General features: G+C 52.9%; 17 protein-coding genes. 10 read left to right on the top strand and 7 right to left on the bottom strand.

Annotated elements, in window-relative coordinates; translation table 11 throughout:
* Nucleotides 1-87 precede the first annotated feature (87 nt).
* A complete protein-coding gene (locus tag EDM58_RS16000) occupies nt 88-1,587 on the bottom strand; it encodes an IMP dehydrogenase (RefSeq protein ID WP_122914234.1) in 1,500 nt (499 codons plus the stop codon).
* Between the two features lie 155 nt (nt 1,588-1,742).
* Between EDM58_RS16000 and EDM58_RS15995 the strand changes: the two genes are divergently transcribed.
* Nucleotides 1,743-2,534 (top strand): GNAT family N-acetyltransferase, encoded by a 792-nt coding sequence (locus EDM58_RS15995; protein ID WP_183187533.1) that lies wholly within the window; start codon nt 1,743-1,745, stop codon nt 2,532-2,534.
* Nucleotides 2,535-2,925: 391 nt separating this feature from the next.
* On the opposite strand, the gene EDM58_RS15985 is transcribed toward EDM58_RS15995, so the two are convergent.
* From EDM58_RS15985 to EDM58_RS15975, 3 genes are read right to left on the bottom strand one after another with little or no spacing between them, the layout of a single operon-like run.
* A complete protein-coding gene (locus tag EDM58_RS15985) occupies nt 2,926-3,363 on the bottom strand; it encodes a DoxX family protein (protein WP_122914231.1) in 438 nt (145 codons plus the stop codon).
* 2 nt (nt 3,364-3,365) lie between these two features.
* Nucleotides 3,366-4,301, bottom strand: a complete 936-nt coding sequence (locus tag EDM58_RS15980; RefSeq protein WP_122914230.1) for a Vgb family protein — start codon at nt 4,299-4,301, stop codon at nt 3,366-3,368.
* 59 nt (nt 4,302-4,360) lie between these two features.
* The gene (locus tag EDM58_RS15975) at nt 4,361-4,861 is read right to left on the bottom strand and encodes a DUF6022 family protein (protein WP_122914229.1); all 501 of its coding nucleotides are present in this window, start codon (nt 4,859-4,861) and stop codon (nt 4,361-4,363) included.
* A gap of 152 nt (nt 4,862-5,013) precedes the next feature.
* On the opposite strand from EDM58_RS15975, the gene EDM58_RS15970 reads away from it, so the two are divergent.
* The gene (locus EDM58_RS15970) at nt 5,014-5,742 is read left to right on the top strand and encodes a MerR family transcriptional regulator (protein WP_122914228.1); all 729 of its coding nucleotides are present in this window, start codon (nt 5,014-5,016) and stop codon (nt 5,740-5,742) included.
* Between the two features lie 106 nt (nt 5,743-5,848).
* Here EDM58_RS15970 and EDM58_RS15965 read toward each other — a convergent pair whose 3' ends face one another.
* Both EDM58_RS15965 and EDM58_RS15960 read right to left on the bottom strand, forming a co-directional pair.
* A complete protein-coding gene (locus EDM58_RS15965) occupies nt 5,849-7,249 on the bottom strand; it encodes a HAMP domain-containing sensor histidine kinase (protein ID WP_122914227.1) in 1,401 nt (466 codons plus the stop codon).
* Nucleotides 7,246-7,947, bottom strand: coding sequence for a response regulator transcription factor (locus EDM58_RS15960; protein ID WP_122914310.1), 702 nt, complete (start codon nt 7,945-7,947; stop codon nt 7,246-7,248). Before EDM58_RS15960 ends, EDM58_RS15965 begins: the two co-directional genes overlap by 4 nt.
* 161 nt (nt 7,948-8,108) lie before the next feature.
* Here EDM58_RS15960 and EDM58_RS15955 point away from each other — a divergent pair, with 161 nt between their 5' ends.
* From EDM58_RS15955 to EDM58_RS15920, 8 genes are all read left to right on the top strand, one after another.
* Nucleotides 8,109-9,158 (top strand): DUF3048 domain-containing protein, encoded by a 1,050-nt coding sequence (locus tag EDM58_RS15955; protein WP_122914226.1) that lies wholly within the window; start codon nt 8,109-8,111, stop codon nt 9,156-9,158.
* Between the two features lie 106 nt (nt 9,159-9,264).
* Nucleotides 9,265-9,555, top strand: a complete 291-nt coding sequence (locus EDM58_RS15950) for a YerC/YecD family TrpR-related protein (RefSeq protein ID WP_023556537.1) — start codon at nt 9,265-9,267, stop codon at nt 9,553-9,555.
* A gap of 14 nt (nt 9,556-9,569) precedes the next feature.
* Nucleotides 9,570-10,259: a heptaprenylglyceryl phosphate synthase gene (pcrB, locus tag EDM58_RS15945; RefSeq protein ID WP_122914225.1), complete on the top strand. Its 690-nt coding sequence runs from the start codon at nt 9,570-9,572 to the stop codon at nt 10,257-10,259.
* A gap of 190 nt (nt 10,260-10,449) precedes the next feature.
* Nucleotides 10,450-11,259 (top strand): VanW family protein, encoded by an 810-nt coding sequence (locus EDM58_RS15940; protein WP_122914224.1) that lies wholly within the window; start codon nt 10,450-10,452, stop codon nt 11,257-11,259.
* 106 nt (nt 11,260-11,365) lie between these two features.
* Entirely contained in the window at nt 11,366-13,690 is a 2,325-nt protein-coding gene (gene pcrA / locus EDM58_RS15935) for a DNA helicase PcrA (RefSeq protein WP_122914223.1), read from the top strand.
* 35 nt (nt 13,691-13,725) lie between these two features.
* On the top strand, nt 13,726-15,741 hold the full coding sequence (gene ligA / locus EDM58_RS15930; RefSeq protein WP_122914222.1) for an NAD-dependent DNA ligase LigA: 2,016 nt from the start codon (nt 13,726-13,728) through the stop codon (nt 15,739-15,741).
* Nucleotides 15,742-15,790: 49 nt separating this feature from the next.
* Nucleotides 15,791-16,669 (top strand): WD40/YVTN/BNR-like repeat-containing protein, encoded by an 879-nt coding sequence (locus EDM58_RS15925; RefSeq protein WP_122914221.1) that lies wholly within the window; start codon nt 15,791-15,793, stop codon nt 16,667-16,669.
* Nucleotides 16,670-16,697: 28 nt separating this feature from the next.
* Complete coding sequence (locus EDM58_RS15920; protein ID WP_122914220.1) at nt 16,698-17,762, top strand: CamS family sex pheromone protein; 1,065 nt, start codon at nt 16,698-16,700, stop codon at nt 17,760-17,762.
* Between the two features lie 90 nt (nt 17,763-17,852).
* Here the strand turns inward: EDM58_RS15920 and EDM58_RS26030 are convergent.
* The coding region (locus EDM58_RS26030) for a hypothetical protein (protein ID WP_221175418.1) at nt 17,853-18,155 on the bottom strand (303 nt) is incomplete at its 5' end.

Here is an 18,155-nt window from a genome sequence, read left to right as displayed (position 1 = left end):
TTGCACGAAAAAGGACCCTCACCTGCACGGAAACGATGACTAACTTGCCGGTCACTGTTCCGTCGGGAGGGTCCTTTTTTTCAAGCCTTATTCAGCAGCCATGCTGCTTTCTTTGAGGATGACGTCATGCGCGCCGCCTTCGACAAGGCTGGTCGCGGAGATGACCGTAATTCTCGCTTTTTGCTGCAATTCCGGAATGGAGAGCGAGCCGCAGTTGCACATGGTCGATTTCACCTTGTTCAGCGTACGATCCAGGTTTTCGCGCAGAGAACCTGCGTAAGGCACGTAGGAGTCGACCCCTTCTTCAAAGACGAGGCTTTGCTTGCCGCCGGTGTCATAACGCTGCCAGTTGCGCGCGCGGTTGGAGCCTTCACCCCAGTATTCTTTCACGAAGTTGTTTCCGATCTTCACTTTTTTGGTCGGGCTCTCATCGAAGCGGGCGAAGTAACGGCCCAGCATGACGAAATCCGCGCCCATCGCCAGAGCGAGCGTCACGTGATAATCATGCACGATTCCGCCGTCGGAGCAGATCGGGATGTAGATGCCAGTCTCTTTGAAATACTCGTCGCGGGCTTGCGCCACCTCGATGACAGCAGAGGCTTGTCCGCGTCCGATTCCTTTTTGCTCGCGCGTGATGCAAATCGAACCGCCGCCGATCCCTACTTTGATGAAATCTGCGCCAGCATCGACGAGGTAGCGGAAGCCTTCCTTGTCTACTACGTTTCCGGCACCGATCGGCACATTGAAATTGGCTTTTACGTATTCAACCGTTTCTTTTTGCCACTCGCTGAAGCCGTCCGAAGAGTCGATGACGAGGATGTCGACACCTGCTTCAACCAGCGCAGGAACGCGTTCCTTGTAGTCCTTGGTGTTGATCCCTGCTCCAACGATGTAGCTCTTGTTGGCGTCCAAAAGAGAGAGCGGATTGTTTTTGCGAGAGTCATAGTCTTTGCGGAAGACCAGGAACTCGAGATTTTGATTTTCGTCAACGATCGGCAGACAATTCAATTTGTGTTCCCAGATGAGGTCGTTGGCTTCCGACAGAGTCGTGCCGGACTTGGCATAGATCAGGGAGGAGAATGGTGTCATGATGTCGCTCACTTTTTTATCCAGCGAGTCGCGGCTGATGCGGTAGTCGCGCCCTGTCACGATGCCGAGCAGCTTGCCCTTGGCGGTGCCGTCTTCAGTGACTGCACAGGTGGAGTGGCCGGTCTGTTCTTTCAATGCCAGAATATCTTTGAGAGTTTGGTCCGGGGTCAGATTGGATTTGCTGACGACGAAGCCTGCTTTGTACGCTTTGACCTTGCGCACCATGGTTGCCTGGCTCTCTACGGATTGGGAACCAAAAATAAAGGAAATACCGCCACATCGAGCCAGAGCTACCGCCATATGATGGTCGGATACTGCTTGCATGACTGCTGATGAGAACGGTATGTTGAGGGAGATCGCCGGTTTTTCCCCTTTTTTAAACTTAGTAATCGGGGTGGATAAATCTACATTGGCGGGAGTGCATTCCTTCGTGGTCAGATTAGGAAGCAGCAAGTACTCATTAAAAGTGCGGGATGGTTCGTTGTAATACGTTGCCAAAATTCTCTCCTCCTTATAGGTATCAAGGTACCATTTTCTCTACGAATCGGGTTGTCAAAGCTACGCCAAAAAGCTTGGCTCAGCCAAGTGTTCTAATCATGGTAACGTTGATGGAGAGAGACGTCAATAGGGAAATGAGGAATGGAGTGATTTTCATGATCGTTTGGAAAAAAGGGGCCGGGCAGGATCAATGGCTTGGCAGGTTTTCCAGGGAAGAAGCTTACATTTTGCATGGGAATCTATGTATTCGACCCGAGCGTTCGTTGACCTTTGTAGATGATCGCAAAGAAGGCGAGAGAGGAGCGGTCATCGGTTCCTATCTGACAGGGATGCCGTTTCATGCGTTTACCATTCATGCAGATGAGGAGGTAGAAAGCTATGACGTTCAGGAGATGCTGGAGCGAGTACGTGACGAGCTGGGCATTACTTCGCCTCCGCAATCGATCACAGCGATCTTCACAGTAGCCGAGCGCCATCTGCCAAAGCTGCTTATCCCGCATGTTCAGTCGAAGCGGACGATGCTTTTGAAAAAATGGACGCAGAAGGAACGACTTCTCCCACAAGGAAGCTCTCGTCTGGTGACGAGAAACGACCTCGATGCGATGACAAGCCTGGCGAGGCAAATCGGGATGGTCAGTTTTCGCCCTGATGAGCTGCTCGACCTGCCGCATATCGGGATTTTCGATGGCGCGGAGCCGATTGCGCTGGCGGGATTTCATATCTATTCGCAAGATTACGTGGAGATTGGAAACATCGGCGTTGCTCCAGCCTGTCAAGGAACGGGCCTGGGAGCGCAGATTACCTCTGATATTTGCCGGATCGCAGCTGCGAAATCTGCCGATGTCTACTTATGTGTGTTTGAAGACAATCTGCCGGCGAGACGAATCTATGAAAAGCTTGGCTTTCAGACTGTCGAGCGGTATACGTTTGTCGATTTTCTCTTTTAAGAGAAGGATTTGAGCCTAGCCGGAAGAAAGGACGAAATTGGCTATTCCGATACATACAAGAAGTCCGAGGAAAAAGATAAATCCATATCCGATGAGCAAAAGAAGTTTTTCAAAATCTCGATCCATTGCCTGGTCCTCCCTGACCTTAGTATCGATAAGGCTTGGATAAAGAATACCAAAAAATGGATATTACAACAATAGGTTCAAAGTCATGCAAGCTGCCGGTTCATGCCGGCAGCTTTTTTGTGCCATCTACTCCAGGATGTCGGACCAACGCGTGCGTGGACTGCTGTGTCTTGACCGTGATCTGGAGATGAAGCCCCGTCCGCTCTCGGTAGTTTCGATTCTGTCGCCAAAGTTCTGGTTAGCAGGGAGAGGAAGTGCTGGTGCTTTATGCACCTGCTAAAAAAACCGCCGTCAGAAAGACAAGCTGAAGCGCCGTTCGCAGAAACAGATTAGGTACTGGACGCCCTCCGATAGTAAGTCTTTCCTTGGCCGCTCGCACATTCGCAGGAAACATTGCAATCAGCAGCACTGCCAAGCCTATAGAGGCTGCCTTAGAAGTGGCGGGAATCAGGATACCGATAGCCCCTGCAATTTCCAACCAACCAGTGACACTCACGATCCAACCGGGCTGTGGGAAAACGGGTGGAACCATTCGTATCAGATCGGGTCGTCTCTTTCCCCAGTGAGCGGAAGCGGAGAAAAGCAGCATGATAGCCACCGCTCCTTGAAGTGATGTTTGCCAGTCATCAAAATACGGAAAGCCAACCAGACCAATAACTTTAAAGAGCAAAAATGAAACGATTAACACGTAAAATGGAAGCATTCTTACTCTCCCCTTCCAAGATCAATTTGTGTTTTTTTTTTCTCCAACGAGGGTAGGAGGATCAGACGACCAATTTGATTGCACTCTTCAGCAAACCAAATATCCCCGTCTGCACCTATCGTAATGCCATGCGGCTCTGCATTCTTCGTAGGTATCGGATATTCCGTAATTTTTCCATCGATGGTTATTCGGCCAATTTTGTTGCCTCCCCATTCCGTAAACCAAAGATCTCCATTCGTTCCGGATACAATAGCATGGGGGCGAGCGTTTGGTGTGGGAATTTCAAATTCCTTGATCTCGCCTGAAATAGTAATTCTTCCGATCCGATTACACATAATTTGCACAAACCATAAGGCCCCATCTGGCCCGCTCGTAATGCCAACAGGCCCGGAATTCGGTGTGGGAATGGGAAATTCCGTTATTTCACCATCGATGGTTATTCTTCCGATCGTATTGTTTTGATTCTGCGTAAACCATAACGCGCTGTCAGGACCTGAAGTAATAAAAGAGGGGAACGTACCCGGGGCAGGCAGATCAAACTCAGTAATCTCTCCTTCCGCAGTTATCCTTCCGATCCTCCCGTTATTCATCTCGGTAAACCAGATCCCACCGTCAGGGCCTTCTGTTATACCGAAGGGCGCAGAGCCCTCAGACGACAGCTCATATTCTGTAAATTGCCCGTTCATCGACATTCGTCCGATCTTATTTGCGTTATATTCTGTGAACCACAGGTTTCCCGTCCGATCCATAATGATAGACATTGCTCCAGCGTTTGCTGTCGGAATGGGGAAAGAATGGATTGCTCCTCCAGCGTCTATCCTCCCGATCTGATTTCCCTTTTGTTGTGTAAACCAAATAACACAGTCTCTCCCAGCAGTGATTCCGTACGGCCCCGAGTCTTGGTTGTTGACCACATATTCCATAATCTTGTGTCTCATGCGCTACCCTCCAGAAAATAAATATGATGCTGTTTCATACTGTCATATAGCAGTTCTCCTTACCATGACTCTCTTTGCTTGATCTGTCGAATCCCTTGTGCAATCTGTTTCCTCTCATGCTCTTTTAGCGAATAGAGTACAGGTGCCGAAGGAAGCTCGAACTTCAGATGAGAATGAGGGATTTCCGTCAGTAAGGTTCCAATAGGTTGTTGACTTTCTTTCCTGCGTATCACATTCCAGAAAATTCTGGATCTATTTTCTTCGGTGCCCCATTTTTCAAGTGAGTTACGAAATAGCAGACATTTCCCGATTACGAAATCATGTTCCTTGATTGGTTCTGTGGCCTCGAACCCTGCGTCCTCAAGTCCATCAGAAATGGCAGGCATCAACTGGTCCAAATACTGACCGTAGGCAGCATCCCCGATTTCAGAAAAAGCGATCGTCAACCGGTCATACAACGAATTGTACAATGGCTTCCATGTCGATTCGATATACTGATTGCCTACTTCGCCAATCTCCTCGATGGTCATGTCAGAACGGAATACTGGTTTCATGATCATGCTGACTCCTCCTCGCAATTGCTTTAACTCTATCATACAACATGTAAGCGAATTGGAAGGTTTGGGGAAATACATGAAGGAAATCGGTGAAAAGAATAGAAAAACGTTACAAGTACTTTAATGTTCACCTATTTTTCTAAAGGTGGGATTGCATGAAGTATCGACCCAAAAAACTGGCAGCGAAATATAACTTGAGCACCAACACATTGCGGAACTACGAAGCGAAGGGGTTAATCCCCCCTGCGGAGCGATCCGCAAATGGTTACCGGATGTATTCGGAACGGCATGAAGCCTATCTGGCCTGTATTCAAGCCATGGCTCCGGCATTTGGAATGGAAGTGACAACCGCAGTCCTGCATGGTCTGCAAAGAAATGAGTTGGAAGACGCACTGTGGATCGTTAGGGAAAGGGAGGTTGAGCTTCATCGGGAGAAGGAAAGTTTCGATCAACTGGAAAAGGAGTTGAAATCATATGTTGAAGGTCGTCAAACTTACGAGGTTAGCCAACGCCTCCGCATCGACGAGGTCTCCAGACTAACGGGGGCTTCGAAATCAGCAATCCGATACTGGGAGAAAATGGGTTTGTTTACGGTTGAGCGGGACCCTGATAACGAATACCGTCTCTATCACGAAGAACATCTTATGAAAATCAGGATGATTCAGGTGCTGCAGAACGCTGTATATTCCGAGGAGACTGTAAACTTAAAGCAATCCATTGCCCTTTTTGATTTACAAAACAGCGAGTATACGATAAATCTTGCTGAAAGTATCCGAACTTACATGCATAAAACGATCAAACTCCAAATGCGAGGTCTCTACTTTCTGTATCGCTTGATTCAAGAGTTGGGTTTTTCGGAAACACCCGAAGCTAGGGTTACGTAAATGAAGGACGCTCGCCGGCTACGACGAAGTGGTTTTCCAGTAACACAAGAAGCCCTCATTTTCCGTCTGGAAGAAGGGGCTTCTGCAATGATATAACATATTCCACTTATTCACCCGGCTTGACCGGAATCGTCATCGTAAAGCAAGGCCCCTCCGCCGCATTTGCGGCAACAATCGTGCCGTCATGCGCCTCGAAGACCGCTCTGGCAATGGCAAGGCCCAGGCCGTGCTTGCCCGATTTGCCTTTGCGGAACCGCTGGAACAACTGCGGCAGCAGCGCTTCTTCGATCGGCGGCCCGTCATTGCAGATGGAGATGATCACCTGCTGGCCTTCTTGCTTGCCGGTAATGACCAATCGGCTCTTGGCGTAGCGAAGCTGATTTTCCAGGAGGTTGACGAAAGCGGTGCTCAACTGCTCGCCGTCTCCCTCGATGACCAGGGAGGCGGGGAGGTCCAGCTTCCATTCGATCTGCGGGTTCAGGACGGACAAGCGCACCTTCAATAGCTGGAACATCTCGCTGAGATCGACGCGCCCCATCTGCATCATCTGGGCGACGGACTCGATCTTGGTCAGGTAGAGAAGCTGCCCGACTACCTTTTCCAAGCGCTTGCTCTCTTCCATGATGATCGTCAGCCCTTTTTCCGCCTGAGGTCCCTGGAAGACGCCTTCGATCAGACCTTGGGTATAGCCCTGGATCGCCATGATCGGCGTCTTCAGCTCATGCGAGATGTTCTGGATAAAGTGGCGCTGCGATTCGTCATACTCCTTCAACTGGTTTTTCATCGAATCGAAGGAACGGGCCAATTGTCCGATCTCGTCGCCGCGGTCCATCGTCAGCGGAATATCAAACTGGCGGCGGGCGATCTTTTTGCACAGCTCTTCCAGACTGCGCAGCGGCTTGCTCAAATACCCGCTGAACCAGATGGCCAAGACCCAGCTAAACACCAGCAGCAGGCTGAATACCAGCAGGAACTGGCGGGTCAGGATGGCGTTGATCTGGTTGAGCTCCTGCTCTTTGGAGAAAAGCACTATATAATAAGGAAAACCGTGGTAGTCCATTTTTTTGCTGACGAAGAGGTAGCTTTCGTCGCGGCGTTCCAACGACCCGTGCCGTATCTTGCCGGATGGATGGGATGCGGCCTCTCGAAACAGATCCATGCTGTCCTCATAGGTGATGCGGCCGCTGGTCCGACTGCCGAGATGACGGCCGTCCGTAGAATACACGATCATATCGAACGAATACTCGTATCGCGAAAGCAAAAGCTGCAAAAAGTAGGGAGCCGTCGCGGGCACAGTAAGCAGTTCGTTCTTTTCATTGAACGTAATATGCTCGGACAAGGTATACAGTTCATCCTCCAGGAGCGCGTAGGTGTTGTTCACCAGGTATTGCTTGACGGCCAAGGGATAGCCAAAACCCAGCCCCAGCCCCAAAATCGAGGTCAGCGCCATGAACAGGATCAGGATTTGCCGGGAGATCGGCAGGTTTTTCAGGCGGAATTTGCTCATACGCGGGTCAGGCGATAGCCGAAGCCGTAGACGGTCTCCAGCGGGAACTTGCTCATTTTCTTGCGGATTCGTTTGACCAGATCATCGACCGCCCGATCCGAACCGATATAGTCATCCCCCCAGATGGAGGTGAGAATCTGCTCGCGGTTAAGGGCCAAGCCCAGATTGTGCAAAAAGTAGATGATCAGCTCAAACTCCTTCGTAGTCAAATCGATCAGTTCCTCGCCTTCCTTCACCTGCCGCCCTTTTTCGGAAATCAGATAAGGACCGATCTGCACCCAATCCTGGAACGTCTGTGTCGGAGCGGGGACATGAACGGCCTTTTCATAGGTGCGCTGCAGCAGCTTCTTCGCCCGGATCACCAACTCCCGAGGGAGAAAAGGCTTCGCCAGGTAGTCATCGCTGCCCAGCTCCAAGCCAATGATTTTATCTACATCTTGATCGCGTGCCGAAATAAAAATGATCGGGACGTCCGATTTTTGACGGATCAGCCGCAGCAGCTCGTAGCCGTCGATGTCAGGCATCATGATGTCCAGAATCCAGAGATGCGGCTGCTGTTCGTCTTCTAATACAGAGACGACTTCAGTCCCGTTTGCGAAAGCCCTCACCTGCAACCCCGCGCTCTCCAGGTAGGATTGCAAGAGCTCCAGGAGGTTGGTCTCATCGTCCACGAGATAGACGAGGTAGGGAGTTTCCATGGTGTATCCCTCGCTTTGCATCACTCTTTTTCTTCCATTGTAGCATAGCAAAAAATGCGATGTGTGAAAGAGCCGTATGAGAATCATGGAAAACATGTGGAAGGCAGGATTCGCTTTTGCAAAAAGCGAAAAGAAAAGAGAACTCAGGAAGGAGCGATTCCATGCAACGAAACATCAAAACCTCACTCGTACTACTTTCGCTGCTGCTGCTCTCGGCTTGCAACTCACAGCCCGTTGTAGAACCGAAGCCGGCACCCGAGCAGCCGCCCGCTCCCATTGTAGAGGCACCTGCCACGCAAGAACCGACTTATCCCTATACGTCCCCATTGACCGGGCTCGGCACCAATCAGCCGCCGGAACAGCGCCCGATCATGGTGATGATCAACAATGCACCTCCTGCCCGGCCGCAGACGGGCTTGAACCAGGCGGACATCATTTACGAGGTATTGGCAGAGGGAGAGATGACCCGTTTCCTAAGCGTCTTCCAAAGCCAAAAACCGGATGTCATCGGTCCTGTACGCAGTATCCGCCCGTATTTTATCCAGCTGGGTGTCGGCTTCGATGCCATGCTGGTCCATGCGGGAGGCAGTCCGGATGCCTTGAAAACCTTGTCCAGATCGGATTACAGCCACCTCGACGAAATCCCCAACGGCAGGTATTTCTGGCGGGAGCAATTCCGCAAAGCGCCGCATAATCTGTACACCAACACAGAATTGCTCGAGCAAGCGATGATCGACAAGGGAATGCGGACGACGGCAGAACCGATCCATTTCTCCTTCCTGCCCGAAGATGCCGTCATCGCCGACGGAGAGCCTGCTTCGACGATCGAGATCGAGTTTCATTCGCTGAACAAGGCAAGCTTTCAATACGATGCCGAGCAGAAAAAGTATCTGCGCTTCACAGACGGCAAGGAGCATATCGACCTTAGCGACAACAAGCAGTTGTCGGCGACCAATGTGCTGGTCATCTCTGCCCGCCACCGGGTCCTGGATAATGAGGGCAGACGGGAAGTCGACGTGGTAGGTCCGGGAGACGGCTACCTGTTCCAGCAAGGCAAGGCCAAAAAGGTGAAATGGAAGCGCAGCAACGGGGTAATCAAGGCGTATGCAGATGACGCGATGACACAGGAAATGCCTTTGTTGCCTGGCCAGACCTGGGTCGAAATCGTGCCGAATGCACCAGGGCTTGCCCAGCACCTCAAATTTCAGTAAGTGCTTGCAGCCTACCCCCGTTTCTTTTATGATATGTATGGGACTTTAGCGCTTAAAAATTTCACAGTGGGAAATCAGAAGCGTAACCATAAACGGGGTGAATGGCATGCAACTGGAGAAATTGAAGGGAAAAGGCATCGAGCAGCTTTTTGAAGCCGTCCTGTCATTGGAAACCATCGAGGAATGCTATCAATTCTTTGATGATCTGTGCACAGTAAACGAAATGCAATCCCTGGCACAACGCCTGGAAGTAGCGCGCATGCTGCGCAAAGGATTTACGTACAATCAGATCGAAGCAGAGACCGGTGCGAGCACCGCGACCATATCGCGTGTCAAACGCTGCCTGAACTACGGCAATGACGGCTATCAGATGGCGCTGGAGCGGATCGGCAAATAGGGAGGCAACAACGGGTGATTGATTATCGTGGCTGGCGCCATACGTTTAAGCTGGACCCGGACAAGACGATCGGGGACGCGGAGCTGGAAGCCATTTGCGAATCAGGGACAGACGCAATCATCGTTGGCGGCACGTACGGCGTGACGTATGACAACACGCTCGAGCTGATGTCGCGAATCCGCCGCTACGCCGTGCCGACCATCCTGGAGATTTCCTCGCTGGAGGCGGTCGTGCCTGGCTTTGATTCGTATTTTGTTCCACTTGTCATAAACGCCGGGGATCCGGACATGATCTTTGCGCCGCATGTATCGGGTCTGCTGGCATACGGGTCCTATATACACTGGGATGAGATCATAACCGAGGGCTATCTGATCGCCAACCCGGAAGCGGGAGCGGCGAAGCGGACCCAGGCTCGTCCGATCGCCGACAGTGCGACGGCCAAAGCGTACGCGCAGGTAGCGACGCAGATATGCCGTTTGCCTATTGTCTATCTGGAATACAGCGGACAGTACGGCGATCCTGAGGTAGTCAGGGGCTGCAAGGCAGGCGTGCATGAGGCCCATTTCTTTTACGGCGGGGGCATCCGTACGCCGCAGCAGGCTGCCGAGATGGCAGATATTGCCGACACCGTCGTCGTCGGCAACCTGGTCTATGAGGATGTGGCAGCGGCATTGGCTACCGTCGCTGCGGTGAAGGGATCGTAAGCCGTTTTTGACGAAAAAGAATACGTACACCAAAAGCCGAGTAGATCACCTGATCGCTCGGCTTTCTTACGTTTTCACATCCTCTTGCCGTTCCGCCAGCTTGTCTTTCGCATGCGCGGTGCAACAATCACCGTCTTTTTTCGTTTTAATAGGTAGAGCAAAGTACGACAAAAGAACGGGGTGCCACGGAATGAAACCGATTCAACGGAGCAGATGGCGCCTTGCCGCAGGAATCTGCTACTACCGTCTCAAGCGTTATGGGGAATGGCTGTTTGGGCAAAAAAAGTACGCCCGGAAACGGGAGAAGGAGCTTTTTGCGCATGTCCATTTTCGCCATCAGACACCGCTCTTGCGAAAATTAAAAAATGTAGAGATGTGGATGCAGCACAATAAAGTAACCAATCTGCGGCTCGCTGTGCAAAGACTGGACGGAATCGTTGTCCAGCCGGGAGAGACCTTCTCCTACTGGAAGCTGATCGGAAAACCGACAAGGAGCAAGGGGTATCTCCCCGGCATGCTCTTGTCGCACGGACGTGTGACGGCTGGCGTCGGCGGGGGGCTTTGCCAGCTTTCCAATCTGCTGTTCTGGATGACGATCCACACGCCGATGACCGTTACGGAGCGGCACCGGCACAGCTACGACGTCTTTCCCGACGCCAATCGCACACAGCCTTTTGGCAGCGGCGCGACCTGCTTTTACAACTACATGGACCTGCAGATCAAAAATGAGACCAAACAGCCCTACCAGCTCCATCTGTACCTGACGCAAACGCATCTGGTCGGGGAGTGGCGCGCATCGATGCCCGCTACACGCCGCTATGAAATTGTGGAAAAGGATCATGCCATCCAACCGTCCCTGTGGGGTGGATACGAACGCAAGAACCGCCTGTACCGGAACGTGTACAGCATCGATGGAGAATGGCAGCAGGAGGAGTGGGTGACGGACAACCACGCGTTGCTGATGTATGAGCCCTTGTTGCCGAATGGCAAAGAGGGGTAAGGTGGATTTTTCCATTTCCCATATCCCAACTGGAACTGAACCTCGATCTGTGCGAAAATAGGAACATATGCTTTCGTTGATGGACGGGAAAGGTGGATTCATACATATGTCGTACGTGGACCGAATCACAGCAGGTTTAAATCCGGAGCAAAAGGAGGCTGTTCTTACCACAGAAGGGCCAGTTCTGATCCTGGCCGGAGCGGGCAGTGGCAAGACCAAAGTCCTTACGCAGCGGATTGCTTACCTTATCAGTGCCAAACAGGTAGCGCCGTGGAGCATACTGGCGATTACCTTTACCAATAAAGCGGCCCGGGAGATGCAGAACCGTGTCGCGTCGATCATTGGCGGGGTGGCAGCACAAGAGACGTGGATTTCTACGTTCCACTCCCTATGCGTGCGGATTTTGCGCCGGGACATCGACCGATTGGGCATCAACCGCAATTTTTCAATTCTGGATGCCGGAGATCAGTTGTCCGTGGTCAAACAGTGCTTGAAGGAGCTGAACATCGATCCGAAGCAGTACGAACCGCGCGGGATCTTGTCCGCAATCAGCACGGCGAAGAACGAGCTGACGGACGTTGCAACTTTTGCACGCCTGGCCGGAGACCCGTTTTCACAGGTGGCCGCCAAGGTGTACGAACTGTATCAAAAGAAGCTGAAAAACAACCAGTCGCTTGATTTCGACGATCTGATCATGACGACGGTGCGTCTTTTTAAAGAAGTGCCGGAAGTGCTGGAGTTTTATCAGAAAAAATTCCGCTACATCCACGTGGATGAGTACCAGGATACGAACCGCGCGCAGTACCTACTGATCTCCATGCTGGCGGACAAATACCGCAATCTCTGCTGCGTGGGGGATGCCGACCAGAGCATTTACAAATGGCGCGGTGCGGATATTTCCATCATCCTGAACTTTGAAAAGGACTATCCGGAAGCAAAAATGATCAAACTGGAGCAAAATTACCGCTCCACCAAAACGATCCTGCAAGCAGCCAACCAGGTCATTGCCAACAACAAGCTGCGCAAAGAGAAAAAACTCTGGACACAGAAGCAGGAAGGGAATAAAATCACCTGCTATCAGGGCGATTCTGAGCATGAGGAAGCCTATTTTATCGTCGATACGATCCGCAAGCTGATGGCGGATTACAAGCGCTATGACAAGTTTGCGGTCTTGTACCGGACGAATGCGCAGTCCCGCGTGGTGGAGGATGTGTTCATGAAGTCGAACATTCCGTACACCATCGTCGGCGGCACGAAGTTCTACGATCGCAAAGAGATCAAGGACATCCTCGCTTATCTGCGCCTGATCTCCAATCCGGATGACGATATCAGCCTGACGCGGATCATCAATGTGCCGAAGCGCAATATCGGCGATACGACGGTAGAGAAGCTGCAGGCGTATGCCAACGCGCACGGACAGTCGCTCTACCAGGCGATTCAGGAGGCTGGCTTCATGGGGCTGCCTGCGCGCACGACCAATGCGATTCTCGCCTTTAACGACCTGATCACGAATCTGATGCAGATGACGGACTATTTGAGCGTGACAGAGCTGGTGGAGGAAGTGTTGAAGCGTACCGGCTACCGCGAATCCCTACAGGTGGAAAAGACGCTGGAAGCGCAGGCCCGCCTGGAGAACATCGACGAGTTTCTCTCCGTCACCCAGGAGTTTGAGCGCAAAAACGAAGACAAGAGCCTCTTGGCTTTCCTGACGGATCTGGCTCTGGTGGCGGATATCGATTCCCTCGGCGAAGAGGATGCTCCAGAAGAAGTCTCTGCTGAGGGACAGGTGGTGCTGATGACCTTGCACAGCGCCAAAGGGCTGGAGTTTCCGGTCGTCTTTCTCATCGGAATGGAGGAGGGAGTCTTCCCGCACAGCCGTTCCCTGTTCGACGAGACAGAGATGGAGGAAGAGCGGCGTCTGGCCTACGTCGGGATTACCCGTGCAGAGGAGCAGTTATATCTGAGCTGTGCCCGCATGCGGACGTTGTTCGGGCGCACGAATGCGAGCGCTCCGTCCCGATTCCTCCAGGAGATCCCGTCAGAGCTGATGGAAAGCAATCTGGTGTCAGAGCGCGGATACGGGCAAGGAGGCTTCTCCAGCCAGCGCGAGTCTGCCTTCCGCTCCTCCAGCTTTGCCACACCGGCAGGCGGACTATCGAGGAACACAGCCCCGACAAGGCCTGCGGGAACGGCGCAATCTCCCTTTTCGCGGTCTGCAGCCTTTCAGGCGGGGGATAAATTGCCTGGACATGGCGGCGGAGCAGGGATTAACTGGAAGGTCGGCGAAAAGGTGAAGCATGGCAAGTGGGGCGTGGGAACCGTAGTGAAGGTAAAGGGAGAAGGCGACAATATGGAGTTGGACATCGCGTTTGCCAGCCCGGTCGGGATTAAAAAGCTGTTGGCCAAGTTTGCTCCGATTGAACGCGGATAAGCAGGATACTGTCGAGTAAAGGATGAACGGATGATATGGATCGATTGACAGCGGAAAAGCGTATAGAAGAATTAACGAAACTAATCGAGCGGCATAACCGTCTGTATCATGAAGAGGATCGACCGGAAATCAGCGATCAGGAGTACGACCAATTGGTTCGGGAGCTCCTTGCGCTCGAAGAGAATTTCCCGGACCTGGCCCAGCCTGATTCTCCGACGAAACGAGTGGGCGGGGCGCCGCTGCCTTTCTTTGAAAAGGTGGTGCACAAGACCCCGATGCTCAGCCTGGGCAATGCATTTAGCGAGGAAGATCTGCGGGATTTTGACAGACGAGTTCGCCAGGCGGTGGGCAATCAGGCAGTGCGCTATGTTTGCGAGCTGAAAATTGACGGGCTTGCCGTATCGCTGCATTACGAGAACGGTTTGTTCGTCAAGGGAGCGACGCGTGGAGACGGGACCACAGGGGAGGATATCACCCAAAACCTGAGGACCATTCGTTCGATCCCGCTGCGGCTTAGCCGGCCGTTGACGCTGGAGGTTCGCGGGGAAGCCTACATGCCCAAGCCAGCTTTTGAAAAGCTGAATAAAGAAAGGGAAGAGCGCGGCGAGCCGCTGTTTGCGAATCCACGGAATTCGGCTGCAGGCTCACTGCGCCAGCTCGACCCCAAAATCGCTGCATCCAGGCAGTTGGATACGTTCATCTATGCAATCGGTGATTTGCAGGGGGAGAGTGTCGAGTCGCACAGCGAAGGACTTGATTTGCTGGAGTCGCTGGGCTTCAAGGTCAATCCGGAGCGGCGCACGTACTCGGACATCGACGAAGTGATTTCGTTCATTCACAGCTGGACGCAAAAACGTCCCACCCTGCCGTATGAAATCGACGGCATGGTGATCAAGGTAGACAGTTATGCGCAGCAAGAGGAGCTGGGCTTCACTGCCAAGAGCCCGCGATGGGCGATTGCATACAAATTCCCCGCCGAGGAAGCTGTGACGATCCTGGAGGGAATCGAGGTGTCTGTCGGGCGCACAGGAACGGTAACGCCGACTGCGCTGCTCAAGCCTGTCAGCCTGGCGGGAACGACCGTGAAGCGCGCCTCCCTGCATAATGAAGACATCATCCGTGAAAAAGGCCTGTTGATCGGCGACCATGTCGTGGTCAAAAAGGCAGGCGACATCATACCGGAGATCGTCGCGGTTCTGCCGGAGCGGCGGACGGGAGACGAGACGCCCTTTTCCATGCCGACGCACTGCCCGGAATGCGGCAGCGAGCTGGTGCGCTTGGAGGATGAGGTGGCTCTGCGCTGCATCAATCCGATGTGTCCGGCATTGATTCGCGAAGGGATCATCCATTTCGTCTCGCGCACGGCGATGAATATCGATGGCCTAGGGGAAAAAGTAGTGGCGCAACTGTACAACGACGGGATCATTCACAGTGTCGCTGACCTCTACTACCTGCATCAGCAGCGCGATGTTCTGCTCGGGATGGAGCGTATGGGCGAAAAATCGGTAGACAATCTGCTGGCTGCGATCGAGGCGAGCAAGGAAAACTCCCTGGAGCGCCTCCTGTTTGGTCTCGGAATCCGCCTGGTCGGAGCCAAGGCAGCCAAGGTGCTGGCCGAGCATTTTGGACATATGGATGCCATCTCGCAGGCGCAGGAAGAGGAGTTCACCCTCATCGATGAGATCGGTCCGAAAATGGCTGCCAGCCTGTATCAATACTTCCGCCTGCCACAGGCAGAGGCCGTGATCGAGCGGCTGAAGGCGGCAGGGGTGAACATGGCCTACAAGGGTGTCCGTGTAGAAGCTGGAGAAAACCTCCCGTTCAGCGGCAAAACCATCGTGGTGACAGGGACCTTGTCGGCTATGTCTCGCCAGGAAGCGGAGGAGACGATTGCGCGCCTCGGAGGCAAGGTGACCGGCAGCGTGAGCAAAAAGACGGATCTGGTGATCGCAGGTGAAAAGGCGGGCTCCAAGCTGGAAAAGGCGGAGAAATTGGGTGTAGCAGTGATGGACGAGGCTGGTTTTCTGCAAATATTGGAAAGTAGCAAGTAATCCTCGCAGGGGGCTGCGCTACAGCAAACGGAAGGAACGGTGATGGAGCTTGAGAAAATTCTGGCGATGGGGAGTAGTCATGATCGTGCTGGCAAGCATGTCGGGCTGCAGCGATAGCGGACAGAAAAAGCCACCTTCTTCACCCGTAACAGCAGCAGCACTGCCAGGGGAGTTCACCTATCAGGAAGTATTGGAAAAAGGGGGAGCCGTCCACAACCTGTCGATGCGCGACGAGAAGCAGGTATGGGTCGGCACCAATGCCGGCCTCTACCATTCGGTCGACCAAGGCAAATGGGGACTGGTTTCCTCTCAATTGGAGTATAGAGACATCGTCGGTTGGTATGTGTATCCGGGTGATCCCAATCACATCCTGATCGCAGGGGATGCAGGCGTCATGCATTCACTGGATGGCGGAGAGAACTGGAGCACAATCGGTACGGGATTGCCGACGCCAGCCAACATCCGCAGCTTCGTCGGGATTGAGGAAGACGATCAAATCCGGCTGTGCGCTTTCGTCTCCGGCGAAGGAATCTACCAATCGCTGGACGGGGGCGAGACATGGCAGATGTGGCTGCCGATGGATCAGGAGGTCTATGCGATGGACTTCAATCCCGTAGAGAACCGTCTATATGTCGCAGCGCAGTTCAGCTTGTTTTACCATGAAGACGGTCAATGGAAGTCTGAGCTGCTGCCGCAGGCGGAGCAGACGTATTCGCTCGCTGTTGATCGGCGCACAGGCGTGTTGGCCGTAGCGACGGAGCAGGGCGTTTTTGAAAAAGAGAGTGGCGAGTGGCGCATGCTGAATGCCAAGGCGCCGGAGAAACTGATCGTGGTCGCCCCTGGGGAAGGGAAGACGAAGTGGGTCGGCATCGGTGAATCCGCCTTGATCTACTCGCTCACCAATGACAGGTGGAAAAAATGGAATTGACACGCTCATTTCGGATAAGGAGTAACGTATGAAAGCGAAGTTTTGGGCACGATGCAAGCTAGTAGCGGCTGGGCTGCTAACGGTCGCAGCGACAGGATGTTCGTTCCTCCCGACAGGCCAGGAACGGGTCGTCGAACCAAGTACCCCATCCCTGTCTCCGGTCATTGAGGTCTCGGAGGATTATTACGGCAGTATCATGCCTTACAAGCCCAATCAGACACGGGGCATGCTCCTGGAAAACAAATTCCGCATTGATTTTAGTCACCTGGAGCTTGGGATGATGGAATTTGCCAGAGACACGTTTCCGACTTCCTCCTTCTTCTTCCAGGAAGGGCAGTATATCAAGAAGGAGCAGGTGCGGGCATGGATCGCGGAAGAGAAGGCTGGAGAGCAGACCGGACAGCGAAAAAGCGGGCTGCTCGTTCATGTCCTGGAGCATGATTATCTCAACAAGGAAACGCAGCAGCTGGCTGGGATGGCTCTGGGCCTCTCGCTCTCACCTGTATACAAGGACGCTACCGGACAGGATAAACGCTATACCATTGCAGAGCTTCAGGAGCGCGGCAAACAATTGGCGGCCAAAATGGTCCAGTCTGTGCGGTCCAACGATCTGCAGGTACCCATCCTGATCATGCTCTATCAGGTGCCGGAAATGAACTCTTCTCTGGTGCCAGGGAACTTTATCATGTCGGGAACGGTCAATGCCAATGAGTCGGCAATCTCCAAATGGCAGCCGATCGACGAGGAGTTTTTCCTCTTTCCAAGTACAGAGGTGGGGAAAAAATACGCCCAGCAGTCCCTGCAATACGACAAGTTCATGCGCGAATCCCAGACGTTCTTCCGGGACTTTATCGGCATGACGGGCGTCGGCCGCTTCATGGGCGGCAATCTGACCGAGCTGACCATCACGGCGACGGCGGAGTATGACTCCCGGACGGAGGTATTGCAGTTCACCCAGTTTGCAGCGAATAACATCAATCAGCTTTTTGATAAAAGTGTGCATGTAAACCTGTATGTCCAAGCCATGAACAAGCCGCTTGCGATCTACATCCGCCCAGTAAAAGGCGAGCCGTACATGCATATCTACCGGTAGGATACAAAATCCGTTCCTTCGTCCACATGAGTGGCGATGGGGACGGATTTTTGTTTTTTCATCTTAGAGCAGCCCACATAAAGCTAGGGGTCAACCAAGGCTGGTCGAGGAAAAAGGCGAAAAAGCGAAGGCATTTGGGATCTTGACCAAGCCGGAACGGAAAAGGCGGAACCCGCTTTTAGCGGCCAGCGCGCCCAGCAAGCCGTTAATTGCTAGTTGGTGAAAGTCCAACCGAGGTAAGAGCCAAGTCGCCTCGTAGCTGACAGGCAACTGGTGGAGAGATCCTAAGGTTGAAGCCCTGTGACAAAGTATCCCGTAAGGGAGCGAGCAAATCAGCGGACCGTAACATAAAGTGAATCCTGCCGCTTCGTTAAAGGGACCATCAGTGGATGG

The sequence above is a fragment of the Brevibacillus panacihumi genome (genome assembly GCF_003710985.1).
Lineage (GTDB): Bacteria > Bacillota > Bacilli > Brevibacillales > Brevibacillaceae > Brevibacillus > Brevibacillus panacihumi.
This window is presented reverse-complemented; position numbering and strand designations above follow the sequence as displayed.